This window comes from Mesorhizobium sp. M0174 (assembly GCF_040322275.1).
Lineage (GTDB): Bacteria > Pseudomonadota > Alphaproteobacteria > Rhizobiales > Rhizobiaceae > Mesorhizobium.
In genome coordinates, this window is record NZ_JAMYTB010000022.1 from 34,976 (window position 1) to 55,578 (window position 20,603).

The 20,603-nt window shown below is 64.5% G+C and carries 22 protein-coding genes; 7 read left to right on the forward strand and 15 right to left on the reverse strand.

Annotated elements, in window-relative coordinates:
* The first annotated feature begins 237 nt into the window (after positions 1-237).
* A complete protein-coding gene (locus NKJ13_RS26550) occupies positions 238-2,229 on the forward strand; it encodes an AI-2E family transporter (protein WP_352507803.1) in 1,992 nt (663 codons plus the stop codon).
* Positions 2,230-2,354: 125 nt separating this feature from the next.
* On the opposite strand, the gene NKJ13_RS26555 is transcribed toward NKJ13_RS26550, so the two are convergent.
* The 9 genes from NKJ13_RS26555 to NKJ13_RS26595 all read right to left on the reverse strand — a co-directional run bounded on the left by NKJ13_RS26555 (position 2,355) and on the right by NKJ13_RS26595 (position 10,050).
* Entirely contained in the window at positions 2,355-3,290 is a 936-nt protein-coding gene (locus tag NKJ13_RS26555; protein WP_254819727.1) for a phosphatidate cytidylyltransferase, read from the reverse strand.
* 22 nt (positions 3,291-3,312) lie between these two features.
* Positions 3,313-3,975: a lysophospholipid acyltransferase family protein gene (locus tag NKJ13_RS26560; RefSeq protein WP_254819667.1), complete on the reverse strand. Its 663-nt coding sequence runs from the start codon at positions 3,973-3,975 to the stop codon at positions 3,313-3,315.
* 8 nt (positions 3,976-3,983) lie between these two features.
* Positions 3,984-4,409 (reverse strand): hypothetical protein, encoded by a 426-nt coding sequence (locus NKJ13_RS26565; protein WP_352740996.1) that lies wholly within the window; start codon positions 4,407-4,409, stop codon positions 3,984-3,986.
* The gene (locus tag NKJ13_RS26570; RefSeq protein WP_352740998.1) at positions 4,406-5,749 is read right to left on the reverse strand and encodes a phosphatase PAP2/dual specificity phosphatase family protein; all 1,344 of its coding nucleotides are present in this window, start codon (positions 5,747-5,749) and stop codon (positions 4,406-4,408) included. Before NKJ13_RS26570 ends, NKJ13_RS26565 begins: the two co-directional genes overlap by 4 nt.
* A 2-nt stretch (positions 5,750-5,751) precedes the next feature.
* Entirely contained in the window at positions 5,752-7,539 is a 1,788-nt protein-coding gene (locus NKJ13_RS26575) for a bifunctional alpha/beta hydrolase/class I SAM-dependent methyltransferase (RefSeq protein ID WP_352741000.1), read from the reverse strand.
* A gap of 26 nt (positions 7,540-7,565) precedes the next feature.
* Positions 7,566-8,168 carry a CDP-alcohol phosphatidyltransferase family protein gene (locus tag NKJ13_RS26580; protein ID WP_254819663.1) on the reverse strand — a complete coding sequence of 201 codons (603 nt, stop codon included), beginning with the start codon at positions 8,166-8,168 and terminating at the stop codon, positions 7,566-7,568.
* Positions 8,169-8,277: 109 nt separating this feature from the next.
* On the reverse strand, positions 8,278-8,955 hold the full coding sequence (locus NKJ13_RS26585; RefSeq protein WP_352507800.1) for a hypothetical protein: 678 nt from the start codon (positions 8,953-8,955) through the stop codon (positions 8,278-8,280).
* Positions 8,956-9,022: 67 nt separating this feature from the next.
* Positions 9,023-9,544 carry an Hsp20/alpha crystallin family protein gene (locus NKJ13_RS26590; protein ID WP_352705277.1) on the reverse strand — a complete coding sequence of 174 codons (522 nt, stop codon included), beginning with the start codon at positions 9,542-9,544 and terminating at the stop codon, positions 9,023-9,025.
* Positions 9,545-9,573: 29 nt separating this feature from the next.
* Positions 9,574-10,050: an Hsp20 family protein gene (locus NKJ13_RS26595; RefSeq protein ID WP_254819660.1), complete on the reverse strand. Its 477-nt coding sequence runs from the start codon at positions 10,048-10,050 to the stop codon at positions 9,574-9,576.
* A 339-nt stretch (positions 10,051-10,389) separates the two neighbouring features.
* On the opposite strand from NKJ13_RS26595, the gene NKJ13_RS26600 reads away from it, so the two are divergent.
* Complete coding sequence (locus tag NKJ13_RS26600) at positions 10,390-10,602, forward strand: hypothetical protein (protein WP_352475551.1); 213 nt, start codon at positions 10,390-10,392, stop codon at positions 10,600-10,602.
* A 136-nt stretch (positions 10,603-10,738) separates the two neighbouring features.
* Positions 10,739-11,002 (forward strand): DUF982 domain-containing protein, encoded by a 264-nt coding sequence (locus tag NKJ13_RS26605; protein WP_254819658.1) that lies wholly within the window; start codon positions 10,739-10,741, stop codon positions 11,000-11,002.
* A gap of 109 nt (positions 11,003-11,111) precedes the next feature.
* Here NKJ13_RS26605 and NKJ13_RS26610 read toward each other — a convergent pair whose 3' ends face one another.
* Positions 11,112-11,381, reverse strand: a complete 270-nt coding sequence (locus NKJ13_RS26610; protein WP_023718102.1) for an usg protein — start codon at positions 11,379-11,381, stop codon at positions 11,112-11,114.
* A 364-nt stretch (positions 11,382-11,745) separates the two neighbouring features.
* On the opposite strand from NKJ13_RS26610, the gene NKJ13_RS26615 reads away from it, so the two are divergent.
* From NKJ13_RS26615 to NKJ13_RS31660, 4 genes are all read left to right on the forward strand, one after another.
* Positions 11,746-12,060, forward strand: a complete 315-nt coding sequence (locus NKJ13_RS26615) for a co-chaperone GroES (protein ID WP_254819656.1) — start codon at positions 11,746-11,748, stop codon at positions 12,058-12,060.
* Positions 12,061-12,115: 55 nt separating this feature from the next.
* Positions 12,116-13,747 carry a chaperonin GroEL gene (groL, locus tag NKJ13_RS26620; protein WP_352507798.1) on the forward strand — a complete coding sequence of 544 codons (1,632 nt, stop codon included), beginning with the start codon at positions 12,116-12,118 and terminating at the stop codon, positions 13,745-13,747.
* Between the two features lie 103 nt (positions 13,748-13,850).
* Complete coding sequence (locus NKJ13_RS26625; RefSeq protein ID WP_254819654.1) at positions 13,851-14,066, forward strand: hypothetical protein; 216 nt, start codon at positions 13,851-13,853, stop codon at positions 14,064-14,066.
* The gene (locus tag NKJ13_RS31660; protein ID WP_502896260.1) at positions 14,063-14,707 is read left to right on the forward strand and encodes a DUF982 domain-containing protein; all 645 of its coding nucleotides are present in this window, start codon (positions 14,063-14,065) and stop codon (positions 14,705-14,707) included. Before NKJ13_RS26625 ends, NKJ13_RS31660 begins: the two co-directional genes overlap by 4 nt.
* Positions 14,708-14,894: 187 nt before the next feature.
* Here the strand turns inward: NKJ13_RS31660 and NKJ13_RS26635 are convergent, their stop codons facing one another.
* The 5 genes from NKJ13_RS26635 to NKJ13_RS26655 all read right to left on the reverse strand — a co-directional run bounded on the left by NKJ13_RS26635 (position 14,895) and on the right by NKJ13_RS26655 (position 20,443).
* A complete protein-coding gene (locus tag NKJ13_RS26635) occupies positions 14,895-15,392 on the reverse strand; it encodes a GNAT family N-acetyltransferase (protein WP_352507797.1) in 498 nt (165 codons plus the stop codon).
* Between the two features lie 46 nt (positions 15,393-15,438).
* Positions 15,439-16,455, reverse strand: coding sequence for an ABC transporter permease (locus NKJ13_RS26640; RefSeq protein ID WP_352507796.1), 1,017 nt, complete (start codon positions 16,453-16,455; stop codon positions 15,439-15,441).
* On the reverse strand, positions 16,452-18,017 hold the full coding sequence (locus NKJ13_RS26645) for a sugar ABC transporter ATP-binding protein (RefSeq protein ID WP_352507795.1): 1,566 nt from the start codon (positions 18,015-18,017) through the stop codon (positions 16,452-16,454). The genes NKJ13_RS26640 and NKJ13_RS26645 overlap by 4 nt, the downstream gene beginning before the upstream one ends.
* 238 nt (positions 18,018-18,255) lie before the next feature.
* Positions 18,256-19,206 (reverse strand): substrate-binding domain-containing protein, encoded by a 951-nt coding sequence (locus NKJ13_RS26650; protein ID WP_352507835.1) that lies wholly within the window; start codon positions 19,204-19,206, stop codon positions 18,256-18,258.
* A 229-nt stretch (positions 19,207-19,435) separates the two neighbouring features.
* Positions 19,436-20,443: an aldo/keto reductase gene (locus NKJ13_RS26655; RefSeq protein ID WP_352740059.1), complete on the reverse strand. Its 1,008-nt coding sequence runs from the start codon at positions 20,441-20,443 to the stop codon at positions 19,436-19,438.
* Between the last annotated feature and the right edge of the window lie 160 nt (positions 20,444-20,603).

Below are 20,603 nucleotides of genomic sequence, written 5' to 3' on the forward strand. Positions count from 1 at the left end.
CAAAAGTTCCGCGTTCCGGCGCAGACATGGAACAGGATTGCCCGTGACGCCATTTATGCAAAAAATTCTACCGTGACTGAAAAATTCTACCGTGACTGAATAGCCGCGCTGCCGATCTGAAGCCCGACAAAGCCAATTAAGGTCCAGGGCAATCGGTGTCCAGTTGGGGGAGACGCTGCGAAGTTGCACGCCGGCTCAATATGCCCGATCATGGCGACGGCGGGGCGGAGGTATCAAGTGGCGGCAAATCGTCGAAACGGCGCGCACCTGTCGGAGCCCCGGCGGGCGGGCATTGTTGCCGCTGCCAGGGCGCTTCCGCGCACATCGTTGCCCAGCGTAGCGTCGGTAGTGACGGCCGTCGCGGCGCTCTATTTCGGGCGCGAGGTCTTTCTGCCAATCGCAATCGCCCTGCTGCTTACCTTTGCGCTTGTACCGATGGTGTCGGCACTCAAGCGCGCTGGCATTCCGCGTCTTCCTGCCGTGATCGCGAGCGTGCTCGGCGCATTCACGGTGCTGGCGCTGTTCTCCTTCATCGTCGCCACGCAGGTCAGTGAACTGGCGCAGAACATCCCGCTTTACCAGGCTAATATCCTGACCAAGGTCCGGTCCCTCAAGGACACCGGCGTCGGCGGCGGTATCGTTTCCAGATTGAGCCGGGTGATCGAACGCGTCGGCCAGGAACTCGACAGACCCGGACCTGTGCAACCCGCCGCCGATCAGCCTCCGCGGGAGCCGATCCCGGTCGAAATCGTCGCGCGCGAACGACCGCTCGAGGTTCTCCAGAATCTGATCGGCCCGCTGCTGAGCCCGCTGGGATCGGCCGGGCTGATCGTCGTGGTCGTCATATTCATGCTGCTCGAGCGGGAAGACCTGCGCGATCGTTTCATACGTCTCGTCGGCTACGGCGATCTGCATCGAACCACCGAGGCGCTGCAGGATGCCGGCAAGCGGGTCGGCCGCTACCTGCTCATGCAATTGGTCGTGAACATCGTCTATGCCGTGCCGATTACGTTCGGGCTTTGGGTTCTGGGCATACCCAATCCATTGCTGTGGGGCTTGCTGGCGCTGGCGCTGCGCTTCGTTCCCTATATCGGCCCGGTCATCGCGACGCTGCTGCCTCTGTTCCTGGCGCTGGCCGTGGCGCCCGGCTGGTCGCTCGTGCTATGGACCGCCGGGCTTTTCGTGGTCGTGGAACTGATCACCGGCAACGTGATCGAACCCTGGCTCTACGGCTCGCGCACCGGGCTGTCGCCATTGGCCATCATCGTTGCGGCGATCTTCTGGACCTGGCTCTGGGGGCCATTGGGCCTGGTTCTGTCGACGCCGCTCACGGTCTGCCTCGTCGTGCTCGGCCGCCATGTGCCGCAGTTCGAATTCCTCGACGTTCTGTTCGGCAACGAACCCGTGCTCGAACCGCACGCCCGGCTTTACCAACGGCTGCTGGCCGGCGATCCCGAGGAAGCGACAGACCATGCCGAGGAGATGCTGGAGGAAAACTATCTAGTCGAGTTCTACGACAAGGTCGCGATTCCCGCACTTCTGCTCGGCGAGCAGGACCGTGTGCGTGGTGTGTTGAGCGATGAGCAAAGACAGCAGGTCGCCGGCAGCGCGCTGACGATGGTGGCGAACCTCGACGACAGCGCGCAGGAGGAGGCGGAAGCGGACGATACGGCCGCGGCCGAGGACAATGGTGTACGCGAGGACAAGCAGATTCAGGGGGAGGACGAGGACGACACCGAACTGCCGGATGGCACGGGCATGTCGGTGCTGTGCGCCGGAGGGCGCGGCGAACTCGACGACGCCGCTGCCGCCATGCTGGCGCAGGTGCTCGAAGTCCAGGGCGCTACGGTGTTGAGGGCGAGCTTCGCCGATCTGGAACCGGGAAGCATTCGCCGCCTTGAACTCGACGCCGTCGATACCGTCGTCGTCGGATTTTTGAACCGCGATTCCGTCAAGCACGGCCGGTTCCTGGTCCGTCGGCTGAAACGCGCCAAACCAAGGTTGCGGGTGGGTATCGTGTTGTGGTCGGAACCCGACAGCGACAACCAGGAGGCAGACGCCAGATTGGCCAACGAGATCAATGCCGATTTCGTCGCACACGGCATGGTCGGCGCGGTGCTCGGCGCGTTGTCCAGCGCTCCGCCGGTGGCGCTGAAGGCTACCGCCAAACGCCGCATGCGCCGCTTGACGCCGGCGCGCAAGAAAGAGCCGCTCGCCGCGGCAAAATGAACGCGGCCGACGACGGCGGCAGGTCGGGTTATTACCGCTTTCGCGAAAGTGGTAATAACCAAACGGATCAGGTTATCCTCGCAAGGTCGCGCTGAACCGTCCGCCCCGGCAAACGGCGCCAACCTTCATACAGTCCAGAAATAGCGCACCGTATGGAAGAAGACCGGGGCGGCGAAGACCAGGCTGTCAGCACGGTCCATCATGCCGCCATGGCCTTCGATCAGATGGCCCCAGTCCTTGACGCCCTGATCGCGCTTGATGGCGGAGGCGACCAGCCCGCCGAGGAAGCCCATCAGGCAGGCGATGAAGGCGACGCCGGCTGCCTGCAGCGGCGAAAACGGCGTCAGAAACGACAGCAGCACGCCGAGCAGGCTCGATGCCGCCAGCCCGCCGACAAGCCCCTCCCAAGTCTTCGACGGCGAGACCGTCGGCGCCAGGAGATGCCGGCCGAACAGCTTGCCGAAGATATATTGCAGCACGTCGCTGCCTTGCACGGTGATGATCAGGAAAGCGATCAGCAACAGGTTGCGGCCTTCGAAGCCAGGCACATCGAGCGTCAGCAGCGCCGGCACGTGGCTGACGCAGTAGACCGAAATCATGACCGCCCATTGCTGCGCCGAGACGCGCTCGAGAAAGCGCTCGGTGTCGCCGTGCAGCGCGGTGATCGCCGGCATCAGCAGGAAGCAGTAGACCGGGATGAAGATGGTGAACAGGCCATACCAGGCGGTCCACACCAGCCAGTACTGGAACGGGATGACGATGCCGAACATGCCGAGCAGCACCCAGTGGTCGCTGCGGCGGCTGTGCGTCAGCGTCACGAATTCGCGCAACGCGGCGAACGAAATCAGCGCGAACAGGATGGTCATGCCGGGGCGGCCGAAGAAGAAGGCAACGGTGATCGCCACCACCATCACCCACCAGGCATTGATGCGCTGGGTGAGGTTGACCAGCGTCGGCGACAACGGCTTCGGCGCGCGCCACGACAAAACGCCGGCGACGACGCTGGCGCTGATCAGCACCGCCAGCAGGCCGACAATCAGAATGAGGGTTTCGTGCATCATCGGCAGCATTTTGCCTTGATCCTCAATCGTCTCGCTCCGGCCGGGGGTTCAGCGCCAGCAGCGTTTCGCGGGCGCGGTCGAGAAAGGCGCGGCGTTCCTCACCAGGTTGAATGGCGATCGGCGCGCCGAAGACGACGCGGCAGAGCAGCGGCACCGGCACGAATTGCCCCTTGGGCAGCACCCGCGACATGTTCTCGATCCAGCACGGGATGAGCTCGACATCGGGTCGCGCCATCGACAGATTGTAGAGGCCGGAGCGAAACGGCAGGAGCGGTTCGTCGGTCATGTTGCGCGTGCCTTCGGGAAACAGGATCAGCGAATGGCCCTGGTCGAGCACCGACAGCATGATCGAGATCGGGTGCTGCGTTTCATCCGTCCACTGCCGGTGGATCAGCACGGAAGACAGCATGTCCTCGGCAATGAAACGGCGCAGCCGCGTCTTGCCCCAATAATCGGCGGCCGCCACCGCATGGGTACGGGCGCGTTCCTTCTCGCTGAGGCAGGCCGACAGCAGGATGAAATCGCCGTGGCTGGCATGGTTGGCGAAGTAGATGCGCTGCCGGTCCGATGGCTGGCTGCCGTTCCAGATCGGCCGCACGCCGGTGACCGCCCAGGCCAGCGCCGACAGGCCGACCGAGGTCACCGTCTGCAGCAGGGTATAGGTGCTGACGCGAAGCTTTGTCATGGACGGGCTCAAAAGAATGCCGCGACGACCGAGGCCGCCGCGAACAGGCCGAACGCGATACGCTGCTTGGCGAGCAGGCGGCGCGTGCCGGCCATCCGCTGCTCGAGTGAGCGGCCGCCGGCAGTGGACTTCAGCCGCATGCGCGCCAGCACGTCGTCGATCGCCGCGCCGCCGCCTGCCTCGCTGGCGTGGCTGGCCATCAACCGAAACAGCAGCGCGTCGAACAAAAGCAGGGCCGAGAGAATGATTGTGGCTATGGCACTTGCGGCGGCGATCAGCCAGGCTACCGCGGACAGCGACGATGTTTGCGGCGCAACCGCCAGGCCGATGACCGGCGCCGCCAGCAAGGCAGCAGCAATCAGCAGCAGCGGCCATGCCACCTGCACCATCAGCCCGGCAGCGAACGCTTCGGCCCTGTCACGATAGGCGGTCATGCCGGTGCGTCCGTGCAAAGATGCACCGGCCGGCCCGCGGCGGCGAGCTTGCCTCGCGCCTGATCGGGCGTGGCGGCCCGGCCGCTGGCGACCAGCCATTCGGCGACCACGGCGGCGCTGCGTTGGAAGCCGAGCGCACAGCAGACCAGCACCGTGCCCTGGTTCTGCGCCGCCCCGATCGCCGCCACCGCTTGCGCACGCGCCTCGCGAGACGGCGGCAAAAGGTCGACCATGGGCAGGCTGACCCAGCGGATCGAGGCGCCACGCGGCCTTTCCAGTTCGCCGGCAAGGTCGATCACCGTGCCGAAAGGGTCGGCTTCGGCGGCGGTCGGAAAACGGCCAAGGGAAACACCGTCGGCAACGACGATATGCGCCGGAAGCTTTCGCGTCCATGCCCACACATTGGCCTTGGCGCCAAGGCGGTAGGGCCAAAGCAGTAGACGGCTGGCCAGCGACACGCGGCCATCGGCTGTTTTCTGGAACATTTTGGCGCCGGCGCCGGCATAGGCGAAAGCGACTATGGCCAGCGCCAGTGCCGGCCACAACAGGATGAGCCACAGCGCCGAGACCAACGCGCCGGCAGCGGCGCCGGTCAGTGCAAGGCTTGCGCCGAGCGCATAGAACAGCGCCAACCGCCGCGCCTTCGGGTCAGCGCTCAGGCGGAAGCCGGTGAACGGCAGCTCGCTGTCGCGCGGAAACAGCCACAGGGCGAAAAGGCCGAGCAGCGCGCCGGTCGGAATGTCGATGAAATGGTGCTGCCACGTCGTCAGCACCGAGGCGCCGATCAGGAAACACCAGACATGCCAGGCGAAGCCGGCGATGCCGGTCAATCTGTAACGCCAATGGTCCCAGATGATGACCAGCAGCGCGATATGCAGCGACGGCGCCTGGTTGAAGGGTTTGTCGAAGCCGCCGAGCACGGCGAACATGAAGCCGGGCAGGCCGCTCGTCTGCGGGCGCACGAAGGTCGCAGTCAGCGGGAACAGGATGAAGCAGGCGACGGCGACGAGCTGCGCCGTCAGATAGCGGCCGGCAAGGCGGTCGACGCCGCTCTTCGAATTGTTCAACAGCAACGACAAGCCATAGAACAGGTTGATCGACCAGTAGGGCACGATCGTCCAGGCAAGGAACGGGATGCCATGCTCCCAGCCGAAGACGATGCTGCCGACATCGTCGCGCCGCGACGCCAGCCAATTGGCGAAGCCGTAGGTGGCGTAGAAGAACGGCGCCAGAAATGCCAGCCACAATGCGGCGCGCAGGACGGTCCCGGGATACCGCTCACGCGGCAAGGCCGGAAGGGCAGGGGCATCGCGAGGTAAGGCAGAGGCAGGCAAGTCCATGTTCAGACGCGCCGCGCGACCGAAACGGTGAAGATGCCCCACTGGTCGATGCGCTGGTCGAGCTTCTCAAAGCCGGCGGCCGCCACCAGCTGGTCCATCTCGGCCTGCGTGCGGCGGCGCATCACCCAGGCCTGGCCGCCGCGATGCGAGGTCAGGCTGCGCGCGATCATCTCGAGCTGCGGATGCCAGGGCTGGTTGGTATAGACGAGCAGGCTTCCCGGCTGCATGGCGCTGGCCAGTCCACCGAGCGAGCGGGCGATCACGGCATTGTCGGCAAACAATTCGTAGAGCCCCGAGACGATGGCGAGATCCGGCGCCGGGTCGAGCCCGGCCAGCATCGTGGCGTCGAAGGCGTCACCTTGATGGAAAGTGACGCTCGCCGGCAGCTGGCGCTCGGCGATCAGCTTGCGGCCGAGCGAGACGTTGAGCTCGGAGAAATCCTGCAGCCGTACGCTTGCCGGCGGCTCGGCGCATTTCTGCACGGCATCGAGCACGTAGCGGCCATGGCCGGCGGCGATATCGACGATATGGACCGGCCGGCCGGCGGCCTTGAACGAGGCGGCGGCGCTGCCGATCAGTTCTTCCAGATGCAGCTTGCGCTGGCGGATGCCGCGCCAGCCGATGGCATCGAGAAAGGTGCGGTCGATCATGCGGCCGATGGGGCTGATGCCCCGCGCCTCGTTCTCGTAGACATAGTCGAGCGTCGAGCCCGAATCGAAGCCGGTGGCAATCCCCGTCTTCATACCGGACGACAGCCAGGCGCCCATGCGGATCGAAGCGCGGCTCATTGCCCAGTAGAGGCCCCTTAGCGACAGCAGCGGCAGCGGCGAGGCAAGCCGGTCGGCCTCGTCGCGCGTGTAGCCGGCGCGGTCGGCCTCGGTCAGGTCGACCGGCTTTTCCGGCGCCGCGAATTGCTTTTCAAGGAAAGGCCTGATCAGGTCGAGTGCCTTGTGGCGGTCGCGCTCGCCCAGCGTGTCGTGGAAGAAGCCGGCCAAAACATGCCGCTCCTTGGCCGGGCTCGCCAGATTGACGAAAAACTCGTGCTGCGGTTCATGCCGCACCACCCAGTCACTGCCGGAGATCAGAAGCTGTGTCGGCACCGTGATGGCGCGTCCGTCGGCGACGATGCGCGCAGCATGGTCGTAGAGCTCGACCAGGATGTTGGAGGCGATCGGCCGGGTGATCAGCGGGTCGGCGTCGAAGGAGGCGATACGCTCGGGGTCATGCGTCAGGAATTTCGCCTTGACGTAGGAATTCACGAAGAAGCGGCCCTTCAGCTTCTGCCACAACGCGATGCCTTGCTTGGCGAGGGGCACGTAGAGCTTGACCGAGAAGGCTGGCGAGGCCAGCACCAGGGCGCGAATGTCGGGCGCGTAATCGTGCACCCAGGCGGCGGCAAGCACGGCGGCGAAGGATTGCGCGATCAGCGCGATGTCGCGCCGGGCAAAGCCGTCGCTGTCGATCTCGCGCACCAAACAATCGATGTCGCGCACCAGCGCGGCAAATGACGGCGCATAGCCGCGTTCGCCGGCGGAGCGGCCATTGCCGCGCGCGTCCCAGGCATAGAAGGCGTGGTCGGGCATCTGGAACTCGTCGACCAGATGCGCCATACGGCCGCCATGCTCGTGGCCGCGGTGGAACAGCAGGATGGCGCCCTTGGGGTTTTCCGACAGCGCCGGCCAATAGCGATAGAAGATCTCTGTGCCATCGTGGCTCTTGAAGCTGCGCTCCTGCGCCACCCGCTCGATATTGACTGAAGCCACGGCGGCAACCGTCTGTTGGTGAAGCATGTTGTTCTCCCTGGCGAGACCGGAATTCAGCTACCGCTCCCGTTAAGGCCGCTGCGTATCCGGTTGATGGCGGTCGCCAGCGAGAGTGTAGCCATGGCCGGAAACACGAGCGGCGTGAGCGCCGGGACCCACAGGCCGGACGCGATAAGCACCGCGAGGATGCCAAGCGCCAGCGCCCGGTCGCTTTTGCCGAACGGGCCGGCATAGTTGCGCCCAGCTCCGGCCGCGATGCCGAGCACGCCGGCGAATTCCGCGATCATAGCCGCGATAGCGAATGCAACGACGCCCCAGGCAGGAAAAATGACAGTAAAGGCCAGGATCAAAGCGAGATCGGAGACGACATCACAAAGCTCGTTGAGATACATGCCGAGCGTCGAGGCCTGGCCATGTTCCCTTGCGAGCATGCCGTCAATGGCGTTTAGCGCCATTCGCGTAAACAGCACGAGCGGCATCAGCAGAAAGACCGCGCGGCGGCCTGCAAGGGCTGCCACCGCAAGGCCGGCAGCGAGCGAGAGGGCAGCGGCCAACAGTGTGATCTGGTTGGCGGTGACGCCGGCCTTGGCCAGGCCGTCGGCAAGCGGCCGCAGCCTGGCCTGGAAGGCCGGTTTCAGCGCATAAAGCGTCGGCATGTGCGAACCCCCCGGCCGCGGTGCAAATGATGTTGGCGAGGATGGTCAATTGGCGCGCAAGACGCAAGGGCGGCGCCCTGCCATTTTTCGACATCCGGATATGTCGGCGCTAGCTTTTCCTGTCATTGTCGACCGGGAACCGTGCTGGCAAGCTTTCTTCGGCCGTGGCCCAGGCGCGACTATGATAACGCCGCAGGACGAGAATGCATGTCGCGAAGACCGCCAGCCCGCAAATCACGCCGGGCGACATGCCTCCGCCGAAAGCGGACTTAACAACGATGCCGGTGAAGGCGCCGGCGATGGCGCCGTTGATCGTGCCCACCATCCCAGCGGTGGTCATGAAATATTGCAGCGGCGAGGGGCGGAGGCCCTTGTCGACCAGCACCGCCGAGAGGTCGTCATGCGTGGAGTTGACAAGGTATCTTTGCAGGACCGGCGCCAGCTCGACGAAATAGTGGCGGATCCTGGCCATGCCGCGGGCATGCACCATGTCCTCGATGGCAACCTGCACAGCGCGCACGAAGGTGACCAGGCCGATGAAGAAAAGGCAAGGTAGCAAGATAAGGCTGAACAACACGAACGGCCTGCCCATCTCCGTGACCTGGGCGACGAAGGACAAGGCAATCGTTGCGCTCGAGACCGACGTCAGGAACAGATTGGCTCGCTGGTTCGCTTCCTGAATGGTCGCGGCGCGAGCGTTTTGCAGCACGAAATGCTCGGTCGTCAGGCACTGCAAGACTTGCTGCGCCTGGTCAGGCGGAACCGGAGCGTCGGGAGAACGGGTCATCGACATTCCCCGCTTCTGCCCGCCGGAACCGGCAGGGCAGAAGCGGGCGTCGTCCTGCTGCGAGCCATCAGGACTTGCCGTTGCCGCCGTTGATGGCGATACGCTTGGCCTTGGCCTGAGCGCGCTCCGTCTTCGGCAGCGTCACGCTTAGCACGCCGTTCCGGAACGCGGCGTTGATCTTGTCTTCGTCGACTTCGTAGCCGAGCGGGATACGCCGCTCGAAACGGCCATAGAAGCGTTCGGAGAACTGCCTGTCCTTGTCCTCGGTCTCTTCACGCTTCTCGCCGCGCAGCGTCAGCACACCGTCATCGAGCAGCAGCTCGACGTCTTTCTCGTCCATTCCGGGGATCTCGGCGGTGACGCGGATCTCCTTTTCGCTATCGGAGATTTCGACGCTCGGCCAGCTGGCGCCGGCAGCGGAGAAGCCACCGAGCGACGGCAGCCTCGTGTCGAAGCCGCGGAACGCCTCGTCGAACAGGCGGTTCATTTCGCGATGCAGCGTCAGGAAGGGATCGCGATCGCCGCTGCGGAACAGGCTGGGGGCCTGATTATTCTCCCGGCCCCAGGGAATGAGATCACGAATAGCCATTGCATAGTCTCCTTTCTCGACTGGTTCGTTCAGGCAGCCTGCTTGTTTGCTTCGACCTGCGCGGCCTTCGGCCCGGTCTTCGGCGAGGCGACATCGGTCGCGATGGCGATGCGCCGAGGCTTCATCTCCTCGGGCACCTCACGTACCAGATCGATGCTGAGCAGGCCGTTGTCGAGCGAGGCGCCTGCGACCTTGACGTGATCGGCAAGCTCGAAACGGCGGGTAAAGGGCCGTGTGGCGAGGCCATGATGCAGATACTCCGCGTTGTCCGGCTCCTTATGCTGGCCGGAGACAATCAGGAGGTTGGGTTCATGAATGATTTCGAGGTCGTCCTCGGAAAAGCCAGCGACGGCGATAGTGACGCGGTAGTTGTTCTCGCTGCTGCGCGCGATGTCATAGGGCGGCCAGGCGTCGAAAGCCTGCGGCGCATTTTCCAGCAGGTTGAAGACGCGGTCGAAGCCGATGCTCGACCGATAGAGCGGGGAAAAGTCGAATGCGGTTCTCATAGCTACATCCTCCATCGAGCAACATAGATACGAGGAGCGCCAAAGAGCTGGCGCTCCCTGGTTTCGCCGGCCCCATTTCGGCGACCGGTGCCATCGATTTGGTTATTGTCCGCCGCAAGTCAAGACCCCGATGGCTCTCGCGTTGCCGGTTTTCGGGCCGGTTTTTGGTCGGTTCGGCGAGGCTGCCAATCTACTTGTGAGAGATGTCCGGCAGGAGATTGCCTGTTTGGCTTCAATCGCCAACGCCGAGTTCCCCGGCCGGTTATTGTCTGCCGCAGGTCAAGACCCAGATTCTTGTGTTGCCGGGCCCATTCCCGGCACTCGCAGATGGAGCTGACCATGACACGCGACGAGATCATTTCCGTGCTGGGCCCGGTCGACGACGCCGTTATCGCCGACATTGCGGCGACGGACGGGACGGTCCAGGAATTGCGTGAGGCCCTGGCCTGGATCGCCGCCGACGAGGCGCTGGTGAACGAAGGCCGACCGCTGCCGACGGCAAGAGTAGCGACGCTGATCGAACTGCTGCAAGGGCCGGACGAGGAGGAATAACCGCTGTTGCCGCGATGCTCTTGAACCGCGCAAAGGGACGAACCATGTCCTTCAGCGGCGCCGGCTGGTCGCCGGTGCCGCCAGCATGACGTTGCTTGCTCAAACAAGAAGACGATCAGAAAACAAGGAGGAAGTGATGGACGACGTCCGCTTCGCCGAGCCGATCACGTTGAAATTCCAATCCAGCGAGCGCAAGGTCGCCAGTAGTTGGGAAGCCATCGAATGCATGCGTCAGCAGTGGCCGGACCGTGCCCGCGGCCGGAGTTGGCGCGCCGCCTATCGGGCCTGCCGCGACGCGCTCGACGGCTGGCGCACCGCGCGAGATGCGCGCAAGGCCTTCGTCAGGGCGGCGCGCAACGCCGGATTGCTCGCCTGCGAGCCTGTCGACCACGCCGGCTAGCCCGGACCCTCCGATATTTGAACTCCAAAACAAGTTGGGGAAAAGGCAACTGCCTTTCCCCCACCGCGAGAGACTTTGCCCGCTGTCTAGCGGCAGATCGGCTTGCTCCTCAGTGGACGGTGATAATGCCGTTTACGGCCCGCCATTCGGAGGGCTGGATCAGGTGATGATGGGCGACGCGCACCGAATGCAGCGGGCCTTCGATTTCGCGCTCCCAGAAATCGAGGAAATGCTTCAGCGTCGGGAAATCGGGGGCAATATCGTATTCCTGCCAGATATAGAGTTGCAGCAGGCTCCGATGATCGGGCAGGCGATAGTGGATCTCCGCCGTGGTAAGACCAAACCCTTGCATCTGGAGCTGAAAGTCCCTGCTGGTCATGCGATCGTCCTTTCCGTTGAAATCTCGGTCCGTTGAAATCTCGGTCTGCAAAACGCCTCGCCTTCCACATAGGTTCCCGCCGCCACGAGCGGCTCCGGACCGGCGGCATTTTGAAATATCGCGCCAAAATTTGAGCCGCACTTTAGCTGAGAGCGGCTAATGTGCGAACGATTACAGTGCATTGGCACTCTCATGCGTCGAGTGCTAAAATTTTTGCGTGACCCTCTTGAAAGCAGAAAAAAGCGCGACTAGTTCGTATGCGCGCGATGCCTGATGAAGGGGTCGCGCACCCCGTGCCGGGCCGATATTGCCGGTTCGGTCAGGAGGATCTTCGAAAATCTGTTTGTCCCGAGAGGAGAACGACATGACGTTCCGTCCATTGCACGACCGTATCCTGGTCCGCCGTATCGAGGTCGACGAGAAGACCGCCGGCGGCATCATCATCCCCGACACCGCCAAGGAGAAGCCGCAGGAGGGCGAGGTCATTGCCGCCGGTCCGGGCGCGCGCGACGACAGCGGCCAATTGCAGCCGCTCGACGTCAAGGTCGGCGACCGCATCCTGTTCGGCAAATGGTCCGGCACCGAGATCAAGCTCAATGGCGAGGATCTGCTCATCATGAAAGAGAGCGACGTGCTGGGCGTTATCGAGGGCGCCGGCGAGATGAAGAAGGCTGCCTGAGTGGGCCTGAACAAGCATTCCAGTCAACGAAGCTGCCTATCGAAGGAGTGATCCAATGGCTGCCAAAGATGTGAAATTTCATACCGAAGCCCGCGAGAAGATGCTGCGCGGCGTCAACATCCTCGCCGACGCGGTGAGGGTGACGCTCGGTCCCAAGGGCCGCAACGTCGTCCTCGACAAGTCGTTCGGCGCCCCGCGCATCACCAAGGACGGCGTCACCGTGGCGAAGGAGATCGAGCTCGAGGACAAGTTCGAGAACATGGGCGCACAGATGGTCCGCGAGGTGGCTTCGAAGACCAGTGACGTCGCCGGCGACGGCACCACGACCGCGACCGTTCTGGCGCAGTCGATCGTCCAGGAAGGCGCTAAGGCGGTTGCCGCCGGCATGAACCCGATGGACCTGAAGCGCGGTATCGACAAGGCGGTCGAAGCCGTCGTCGCCGAACTCAAGGCCAATGCCCGCAAGGTGACCAGGAACGACGAAATCGCCCAGGTCGGCACCATCTCGGCCAATGGCGACGCCGAGATCGGCCGCTTCCTCGCCGAAGCGATGGAAAAGGTCGGCAATGAGGGCGTCATTACCGTCGAAGAAGCCAAGACCGCCGAGACGGAGCTCGAAGTCGTCGAAGGCATGCAGTTCGACCGCGGCTATCTCAGCCCCTATTTCATCACCAATCAGGACAAGATGCGCGTCGAGCTCGACGAGCCCTATGTGCTGATCCACGAGAAGAAGCTGTCCAACCTGCAGGCGCTGCTTCCGGTGCTGGAGGCGGTGGTGCAGTCGTCCAAGCCGCTGCTGATCATCGCCGAGGACGTCGAGGGCGAGGCGCTGGCGACGCTGGTCGTCAACAAGCTGCGCGGCGGCCTGAAGGTCGCGGCCGTCAAGGCACCGGGCTTCGGCGATCGCCGCAAGGCCATGCTGGAGGATATTGCCATCCTGACCGGCGGCACGGCAATCAGCGAGGATCTCGGCATCAAGCTCGAGAACGTCACGCTCAACATGCTCGGCCGCGCCAAGAAGGTGGTGGTCGAGAAGGAAAACACCACGATCGTCGACGGTGCCGGCTCGAAGAGCGAAATCCAGGGCCGGGTCTCCCAGATCAAGGCGCAGATCGAGGAGACCACCTCCGACTATGATCGCGAGAAGCTGCAGGAGCGGCTGGCCAAGCTCGCCGGTGGCGTCGCCGTCATCCGCGTCGGTGGCTCGACCGAGATAGAGGTCAAGGAGCGCAAGGATAGGGTCGACGACGCCATGCATGCCACCCGTGCCGCGGTCGAGGAGGGCATCCTGCCCGGCGGTGGCGTGGCGCTGCTGCGGGCGGCAAAGGCGCTCGACAATATTCAGGTCGACAATCCCGACCAGAAGACCGGTGTCGAAATCGTGCGGCGCGCGATCGAGGCTCCGGTGCGCCAGATTGCCGAAAATGCCGGCGCCGAAGGCTCGATTATCGTCGGCAAGCTGCGCGAAAAGCAGGAGTTCTCGTTCGGCTGGAACGCGCAGACCGGCGACTATGGCGATCTCTTCGGCCAGGGCGTCATCGATCCGGCCAAGGTGGTGCGCACCGCTCTGCAGGATGCCGCTTCCGTCGCCGGCCTGCTGGTGACGACCGAGGCGATGGTGGCCGAGAAGCCGAAGAAGGAAGCTGGCGCGCCGGCAATGCCCGGCGGTGGCGGCATGGACTTCTAAAGCCAGGCTTCCAAAGCGCGACTTCGAAACGGCAGATGGACCGTGTCCGCCAAAAGCGGGCACGGTCTTGCCGGTCCGGGACTAATGCTGAGCAGGTGTTGCCATGGATATGATGGACAGTTTTGGAAAGATCGCGGCGCCGACCCGCCCGAAAAACGATTTCAACTATGAAGCCGACTGCAGGGCGGCGCTGGCGCCTTTGGTCGACGGCTTGCTGGATATGGCCGAGTCGGCCGGCTGGGACCGCCGCAAGGCGGCCTACACGCTGATGTTTCTATCGGCTCAACGCGTGGGGGCCGGCACGGAGGAGCGCAAATGATCGCGGCGCGGATGCGCGAATGCCTGCGCCTGCTGCGGTGGTCGGAAAACGATTTCGCCGAAGAGGCGGGATACCCGCTCGCCAAGGCAAAGGCGTGGCTCTACGGGCGCGAACATCCGCCGCTGGGCGTGGCGGCCTGGCTCGAAGCGCTGGTCAAGGTGCATCGGCTGCTGCCGCGGCCGGGCATGCCCCCGATTGCGTCCAACTCGCAGATCGGTGGCATCGTTCTGCAGGCGGCCCTCGAGGATCGAAGCGCCCGCGCGGTGGAGTTCCGAAAGGAGCCGATTGAGCCAGGAAAGGAGAGTGTCATGGATCGTGCTTCGTTCGACAAGCCGGTTAATATCCTCACCGGCCTCGGTACACCGACGAAGATAGAAAGCGCGGCTGAGGCCTATGCACTTTTGGCTGAATGGCCGGCAACGAGCCGGACGGCCGCGCATGACATCGCCGCAAAAGCGTGCCGTGCAGCACTGGAAGGAGAGATCGACGCCGAAACGGCGCGCGCCACCTTCGTTGCCTTCGCCCGCCGCAACGACCTGCTTGCGCCGCAGACGAACGGGATGGTTGCCGGCGAGAGCGTTGCTGGCGCGACCGTTGCCGACTGGGCAACGCGCCCACAGCGCGTCAACGCCCCGGCCTGAGCGAGTGCCAATCTCCCTCCTTGAGGGGGAGATGTCGCCGAAGGCGACAGAGGGGGTCGGTACGTCCTGGCGCGACGCCATATTGGACGAAAGAGAAAGTTGGCGCCTCACGCGCGGCGCCCCCCTCTGTCCTGTCGGACATCTCCCCCTCAAGGGGGGAGATTACGCGCTCAGCCGCTTTCGCTTGCTAAGCCATCGGCAGCAGCCGGCGCATGATCAGCGAGGCGTGGCCGCCCACGCCGTGTGCAGCCGGCCGGCGCTCGACGACCTCGAAGCCGTGCTTGCGATAGAAGGCGATTGCGCGGTCGTTGCCCTCGATCACTTCCAGGGCGATGCTGGGAATACCCGCATGCGCGGCAAGAACGGCATGCAGCAGGTCGGCGGCAAGGCCGGTGCCGTACTCGCTTTTGTCTATATGGAGCCGCTCGAGCATGACCTCGCCCTTGTCGTCCATCGCTGCCATCGCATAACCGGCGAGCGAGCTGTCAGCCCGCTCGGCGACGAAGGACATCTTGTTGTCGTCCCCGAGCTCGGACGCCAGCCGCTCCGGCGCGTGCCTCTCATCCGACAGCCGTGCCGTGGTCGCGGCACCCAGGATCGGCGAATAGGTCTGTCGCCAGGACCCTCCAAGCAGCCGCGACACCGCCGGAACATCCTGTTCGGTCATGGTTCTTATTTGAGGCATCGCCACCTGCCGTGCAGTTTATGGCACCGCAGCGTTCGCTCGGCCATCACCGCATTACCCGCGATTTCAGCCAGCGGTCGAAGGCCACGGCGAGGATGAGGATCAGGCCGATGACGATGCTTTGCGTGTAGGACGAGACGTTGTTGAACTGCAGCCCATTCTGCAAGACGCCGATCAGTCCTGCACCGACCACCGTGCCGCCGACGCTGCCGATGCCGCCGAACAGCGAGGTGCCGCCGATAACGACCGCCGAGATCACCGTCAGCTCGTAGCCGATGCCGGCGACGGCTTCGGAGGAGTTGAGCCGCGCCGACAAAACGAAGGCGGCAAGGCCGGCGAAGAAGCCGACGATGATGTAGACCGAGATCAGGATGCGGTCGACGCGCAGGCCGGAGAGGCGCGCGGCCTCGGCATTGCCGCCGACTGCGTAGACCGCGCGGCCGTAGCGCGTGTAGCGCAGCACGATGTGGCAAAGGATGGCGGCAATCGCGAAGATGATCGCCGGCACCGGTACCGGGCCGATCAGGCCGGTACCGAACCAGCGCATCGAGGCGTCGAAGCCGGAGATCGGGCCACCATTGGAGATGGTCAAGGTCAGGCCGCGAAACACGGTTAGGCCGCCGAGCGTGACGACGAAGGGCGGCACTTTCAGCCTGGTGATGGCAAAGCCCTGGACGCCGCCGGCCACGGCGCCGACGACGACGGCGGCGAGAAGGGCGGCGAACCAGCCATAGCCCTGCGTGCCCGTTGTCGACAGCGACAGCGTGTTGGCGGTGCCGCCTTTGGCCACCACCGCCGCGACCATGCCGCAGAAGGCGAGCAGCGAGCCGACCGACAGGTCGATGCCGGCGGTGAGGATGACGAAGGTCATGCCGAGCGCGATCAGGCCGGTGATCGAGATCTGGCGCATGATGTTGAACAGGTTGATCGGGTCGATGAAGCTCGGCTTCAGCACAGTGAAGACGACGATCAGCAACGCCAGGAACATCAGCGGGCCGAAGCTCATCAGCAGGCGCGCAATATTGACGCCACCGCGCTGGCTCCGTTCGGTCGTACTGGTCATTGCGTTGCTTCCTGCTTCTGGTCGAGCGCCATCAGTTCCATCAGTTTCTCCTCGGTCGCCTCGACGCCGGGCATCTCGCCGGTAATGCGCCCGCGCCGCATGGTGACGATCCTGTCCGACACTGCAAGCACCTCGGGCAGCTCCGAAGAGATCATCATGATGGCGATGCCGCGCGCGGCGAGTTCCACCAGGATCTGGTGCACTTCCGCCTTGGCGCCGACATCGACGCCGCGCGTCGGTTCATCGACGATCAGCACCTTGGGATCGCGCGCCAGCCAGCGGGCAAGGATCACCTTCTGCTGGTTACCGCCGGACAGGCCCTCGATCGCCTGCTCGGGCGAAGCCATGCGGATCGACAGCATCTTCCTGTAGTTCGCCAGCGCCTCGCGTTCGCGCCGCTCGGCCATGAAACCGACACTGGAGTAGCGGTCGAGCGCGGCGATCGAGAAATTGGTGAGGATGGCGAGTGCTGCGAAGATTGCCTGGTGCTTGCGGTCCTCCGGCACCAGGCCGATGCCGAGCTCGATGGCGTCGGCGGGTGATGCCGGCGCGATCGGCTTGCCGTCGAGCATGATGGTGCCGGCGGCAATGCGGTCGGCACCGAAGATGGCGCGGGCGAGCTCGGTGCGGCCGGAACCGACGAGCCCGGCGACGCCGAGGATTTCGCCCGCCTTGAGGTCGAGATCGACGCCTTCGAGTACGATGGCGTGCGGCGCCTGCGGATCGCGCACCGTGCGCAGGCCGCGCACAGAGAGCCGGACGTCGCCGGCGACATCGCGCTGCGTCGGCCTGGCATAGAGCTCGGAAGCGGCACGGCCGACCATCTTCTCGATGATCTTCGGCAGCCTGATCGGCCCGCCTTCGCGGTCGAGATGGCCGGCCAGCCTGCCGTCGCGCAGCACGGTCATACGGTCGCAGATCGCCGATGCCTCCTCCAGCCGGTGGGTGACGAACATGATGGCGACGCCATCCTTGCGCAGCCGGTCCATGATCGACATCAGCCTGTGCACTTCGGTCTCGGTCAGCGCCGAGGTCGGCTCGTCCATGATGATCAAGCGGCTCTTCAGCGATAGCGCGCGGGCGATCTCGACCAGCTGCTGCTCGGCCACCGACAGTGCGGAAACCGGCGTCGCCGGGTCGAGATTGAGCCCGACGCGAGCGATGATCGTGCGGGAATCTTCCTCCATTCGCCGCCAACTGACCAGCCCGAACCGGCCGAGCGGCGCGCGGCCGATGAAGATATTCTCCGCCACGGTCAGCGTCGGGATCAGGCTCAGCTCCTGGTAGATTGTTACGATGCCGTGGCGCTTGGCATCCTGCGGATTGTGCGGGCTGAATTCGACACCGTCGAAGACGATGCGGCCGCTGGACGGCGGCATCACGCCGGACAGGATCTTGAGCAGCGTCGATTTGCCCGCTCCGTTCTCGCCGAGCAGGCCGAGGATCTCGCCGGGGCGGACTTCAAGCGAAACGTCGTTCAGCGCGGTGACGCCGGCAAAGCGCTTGGTCACGCCCTCGACGGCGAGCAGGGCGGGCGATGGCGCAATGGCTTCGACTGGCAAAGGATGCTCCTTGAATTGTGGTCCACCCGAAAGGCCACGGGACAGCGCCCCTCTCTGTCGTGCCGGACATCTCCCCCTCCAGGGGGGAGATCGGATGTCACCCAGGCTTTCGCTACTCCGGCGTTGAAGAGAAGGCGACGCGTTGAAACTGCCAATCTCCCCCCTTGAGCGGGAGATGCCCGGCAGGGCAGAGGGGGCGCGACAGAACGCTGCTTTTGGCGCTGTGCGCCCTCGGCGCTTACTTCGTCTCGCCCAGCCTCTCCGCCTTGTCGAGATTGTCCTTGCCGATGACGATCGGCGTCAAAAGCACCAGCTTTTCCTTCGGCTCGGTCTTGTCCCTGGCGTAGGCGACCGCGATCTGCACCGCAGTGCGCGATTGTTCGCCGGGGAATTGCTCGACCGTTCCGGCCAGCTTGCCGTCGCGCACGGCGACCAGCGCTTCGGGAAGCGCGTCGAAGCCGTAGATCTTGACGTCGGTGAAGTTGCGCGCCGCGCAGGCTTCAACCGCGCCAAGCGCCATGTCGTCATTGGCGCAGATGATCGCGTCGGGCTTGCCGTTGGCCGCAAGGCCGGCCTCGGTGACGGACAGCGCCTCGGCGCGGGCGAAGTTGGCGGTCTGCTCGAAGATGATCTGGTACTTGTCCTTCATCGGATCGAGGACATTGTGCACACCCTTGTTGCGGTCGATCGCCGGGCCGGCACCGGGCTGGCCCTGCAGATGGAAGATCTTGGCGCCGTTCGGGAACGCCGCCACCATGGCCTGCGCTTCGGCCTCGCCGCCTTTGACATTGTCGGCGCCGACATGGGCGAGGATGCCCTCGACGCCGTCGACGCGGCGGTCGATGGTGACGACGGGAACGCCGGCCTTGACCGCTTCTTCGATGGCTGGGGCCAGCGCGTTGACGTCGAGCGGCGAGATGACGATGGCGTTGACCTTCTGCACGAGTGCCGCCTCGATGTCGGCGGTCTGCTTGGGCGCCGAGTTCTGGCCGTCGCTCTCGATCAGGTTGACGCCCTGCGCCTGGGCTTCCGCCTTGATCTGGTTCAGCATGTGCACGAAGAACGGAAAGCCGAGGCTCGGCACCGAGCCGAGGATGGTCAGCTTGTCCTGGGCAAAAGCCAGTTGCGGAGCGGCCACCGCCAGGGCGCCCATCGCCGCGGTCGACAGCAGGAATTCACGTCTGTTGATCAATTTAGTCTCCTCCCAGATGAGCGCACGACCCCGGAACCGGAATGGGTTTTCCGGAAGGTTCCTTGCGTCGATTCAAAAATGGAGTGTCCTTCGAGCGCCCAACTCGTGTTTGAAGGGACGCAACGGCGCTCCAGCCGGTCCACCGCGACGTTCTCCTCCGCTCGGTGCCTGCCCAAGGATGCTAACCAAGGCCGGAGCTTTGCGCAAGAACGGGAGAAGGCAAGACCTACCGATCGATCATCACCATGGTGCGCTCGCCGTAGCGCGGACCGGCGACCTTGCCCGGCGCCAATGCGTCGTCGAGCACCTGCATCTCGGCTGTGTCGAGCTTGATCGAAGCCGCGGCGACGTTCTCCTCGAGGTACTTTCGGCGCTTGGTGCCGGGGATCGGCACGATGTCGATGCCGAAGCCGCTCCCCTTGTGGAGCAGCCAGGCCAGAGCAATCTGGCCTGGCTTGACGCGCTTGGCCGCGGCGATGTCGAGTACCGTGGCTGCCGCCTGCATGTTGGCGTCATAGTTGGCGCCCTGGTAGCGCGGGTCGCCGCGCCGGTAATCGCCCTCTGGATAGTCTTCGGCGCGCCTGACGTCGCCGGTGAGAAAGCCGCGGCCGAGCGGCGAGAACGGCACCAGGCCGATGCCGAGCTCCTTCAGCAGCGGAATGATTTCCGGTTCCAGATTGCGCTCCCATAGCGAGTATTCGCTCTGCACTGCCGACACCGGATGAACGGCATGCGCCCGGCGGATGTTGGCGGCACCGGCTTCCGACAGGCCGAAGAAGCGAACCTTGCCCTGAGCGATCAGCTCGCCGACAGCACCCGCCACATCCTCGAGCGGCACCGCCGGATCGACGCGGTGCTGATAGAGGAGGTCGACCTGGTCGGTGGCGAGCCTCCTCAGCGAACCTTCCAAAGCCTCGCGGATATGTTCGGGCCGGCTGTCGCGTTCGGTGCCGACTTGCTTGCCGTTTTCAATGCGGAAGCCGAATTTCGTCGCGATCGTCACCTCGTCGCGCCGGCCCTTCAGCGCGCGGCCGAGCAGTTCCTCGTTGGTGAACGGCCCGTACACTTCCGCGGTGTCGAGGAAGGTGCAGCCGAGTTCGATGGCGCGGTGCAGCGTGGCGGTCGATTCCGCCTCGTCGGCCGGGCCATAGGACTGGCTCATGCCCATGCAGCCGAGACCGATTGCCGAGACTTGCAGCCCCTGGCTGCCGAGTTTGCGCATCGTCAATGTCATGTGAAGCTCTCCGGATCAGCATCGCGTTCCAAGCCGCCAGGGCAATATAGCGCACCGGCTCGGTTTCCACAGAGCGGGAGGCGCTACCGCGCGCGGCTCGCAGCGACCGCCAAATTGACAGCCGACACGCTCTCGGCCATCCTTAAGGCACGCCGCCTTG

Coding starts and splice junctions, on each gene's coding strand:
- NKJ13_RS26555 (WP_254819727.1), bottom strand. CDS start 3,290: ATGATGCACGAAACCCTCATTCTGATTGTCGGCCTGCTGGCGGTGCTG.
- NKJ13_RS26560 (WP_254819667.1), bottom strand. CDS start 3,975: ATGACAAAGCTTCGCGTCAGCACCTATACCCTGCTGCAGACGGTGACC.
- NKJ13_RS26565 (WP_352740996.1), bottom strand. CDS start 4,409: ATGACCGCCTATCGTGACAGGGCCGAAGCGTTCGCTGCCGGGCTGATG.
- NKJ13_RS26570 (WP_352740998.1), bottom strand. CDS start 5,749: ATGGACTTGCCTGCCTCTGCCTTACCTCGCGATGCCCCTGCCCTTCCG.
- NKJ13_RS26575 (WP_352741000.1), bottom strand. CDS start 7,539: ATGCTTCACCAACAGACGGTTGCCGCCGTGGCTTCAGTCAATATCGAG.
- NKJ13_RS26580 (WP_254819663.1), bottom strand. CDS start 8,168: ATGCCGACGCTTTATGCGCTGAAACCGGCCTTCCAGGCCAGGCTGCGG.
- NKJ13_RS26585 (WP_352507800.1), bottom strand. CDS start 8,955: ATGACCCGTTCTCCCGACGCTCCGGTTCCGCCTGACCAGGCGCAGCAA.
- NKJ13_RS26590 (WP_352705277.1), bottom strand. CDS start 9,544: ATGGCTATTCGTGATCTCATTCCCTGGGGCCGGGAGAATAATCAGGCC.
- NKJ13_RS26595 (WP_254819660.1), bottom strand. CDS start 10,050: ATGAGAACCGCATTCGACTTTTCCCCGCTCTATCGGTCGAGCATCGGC.
- NKJ13_RS26600 (WP_352475551.1), top strand. CDS start 10,390: ATGACACGCGACGAGATCATTTCCGTGCTGGGCCCGGTCGACGACGCC.
- NKJ13_RS26605 (WP_254819658.1), top strand. CDS start 10,739: ATGGACGACGTCCGCTTCGCCGAGCCGATCACGTTGAAATTCCAATCC.
- NKJ13_RS26610 (WP_023718102.1), bottom strand. CDS start 11,381: ATGACCAGCAGGGACTTTCAGCTCCAGATGCAAGGGTTTGGTCTTACC.
- NKJ13_RS26615 (WP_254819656.1), top strand. CDS start 11,746: ATGACGTTCCGTCCATTGCACGACCGTATCCTGGTCCGCCGTATCGAG.
- groL (WP_352507798.1), top strand. CDS start 12,116: ATGGCTGCCAAAGATGTGAAATTTCATACCGAAGCCCGCGAGAAGATG.
- NKJ13_RS26625 (WP_254819654.1), top strand. CDS start 13,851: ATGGATATGATGGACAGTTTTGGAAAGATCGCGGCGCCGACCCGCCCG.
- NKJ13_RS31660 (WP_502896260.1), top strand. CDS start 14,063: ATGATCGCGGCGCGGATGCGCGAATGCCTGCGCCTGCTGCGGTGGTCG.
- NKJ13_RS26635 (WP_352507797.1), bottom strand. CDS start 15,392: ATGCCTCAAATAAGAACCATGACCGAACAGGATGTTCCGGCGGTGTCG.
- NKJ13_RS26640 (WP_352507796.1), bottom strand. CDS start 16,455: ATGACCAGTACGACCGAACGGAGCCAGCGCGGTGGCGTCAATATTGCG.
- NKJ13_RS26655 (WP_352740059.1), bottom strand. CDS start 20,443: ATGACATTGACGATGCGCAAACTCGGCAGCCAGGGGCTGCAAGTCTCG.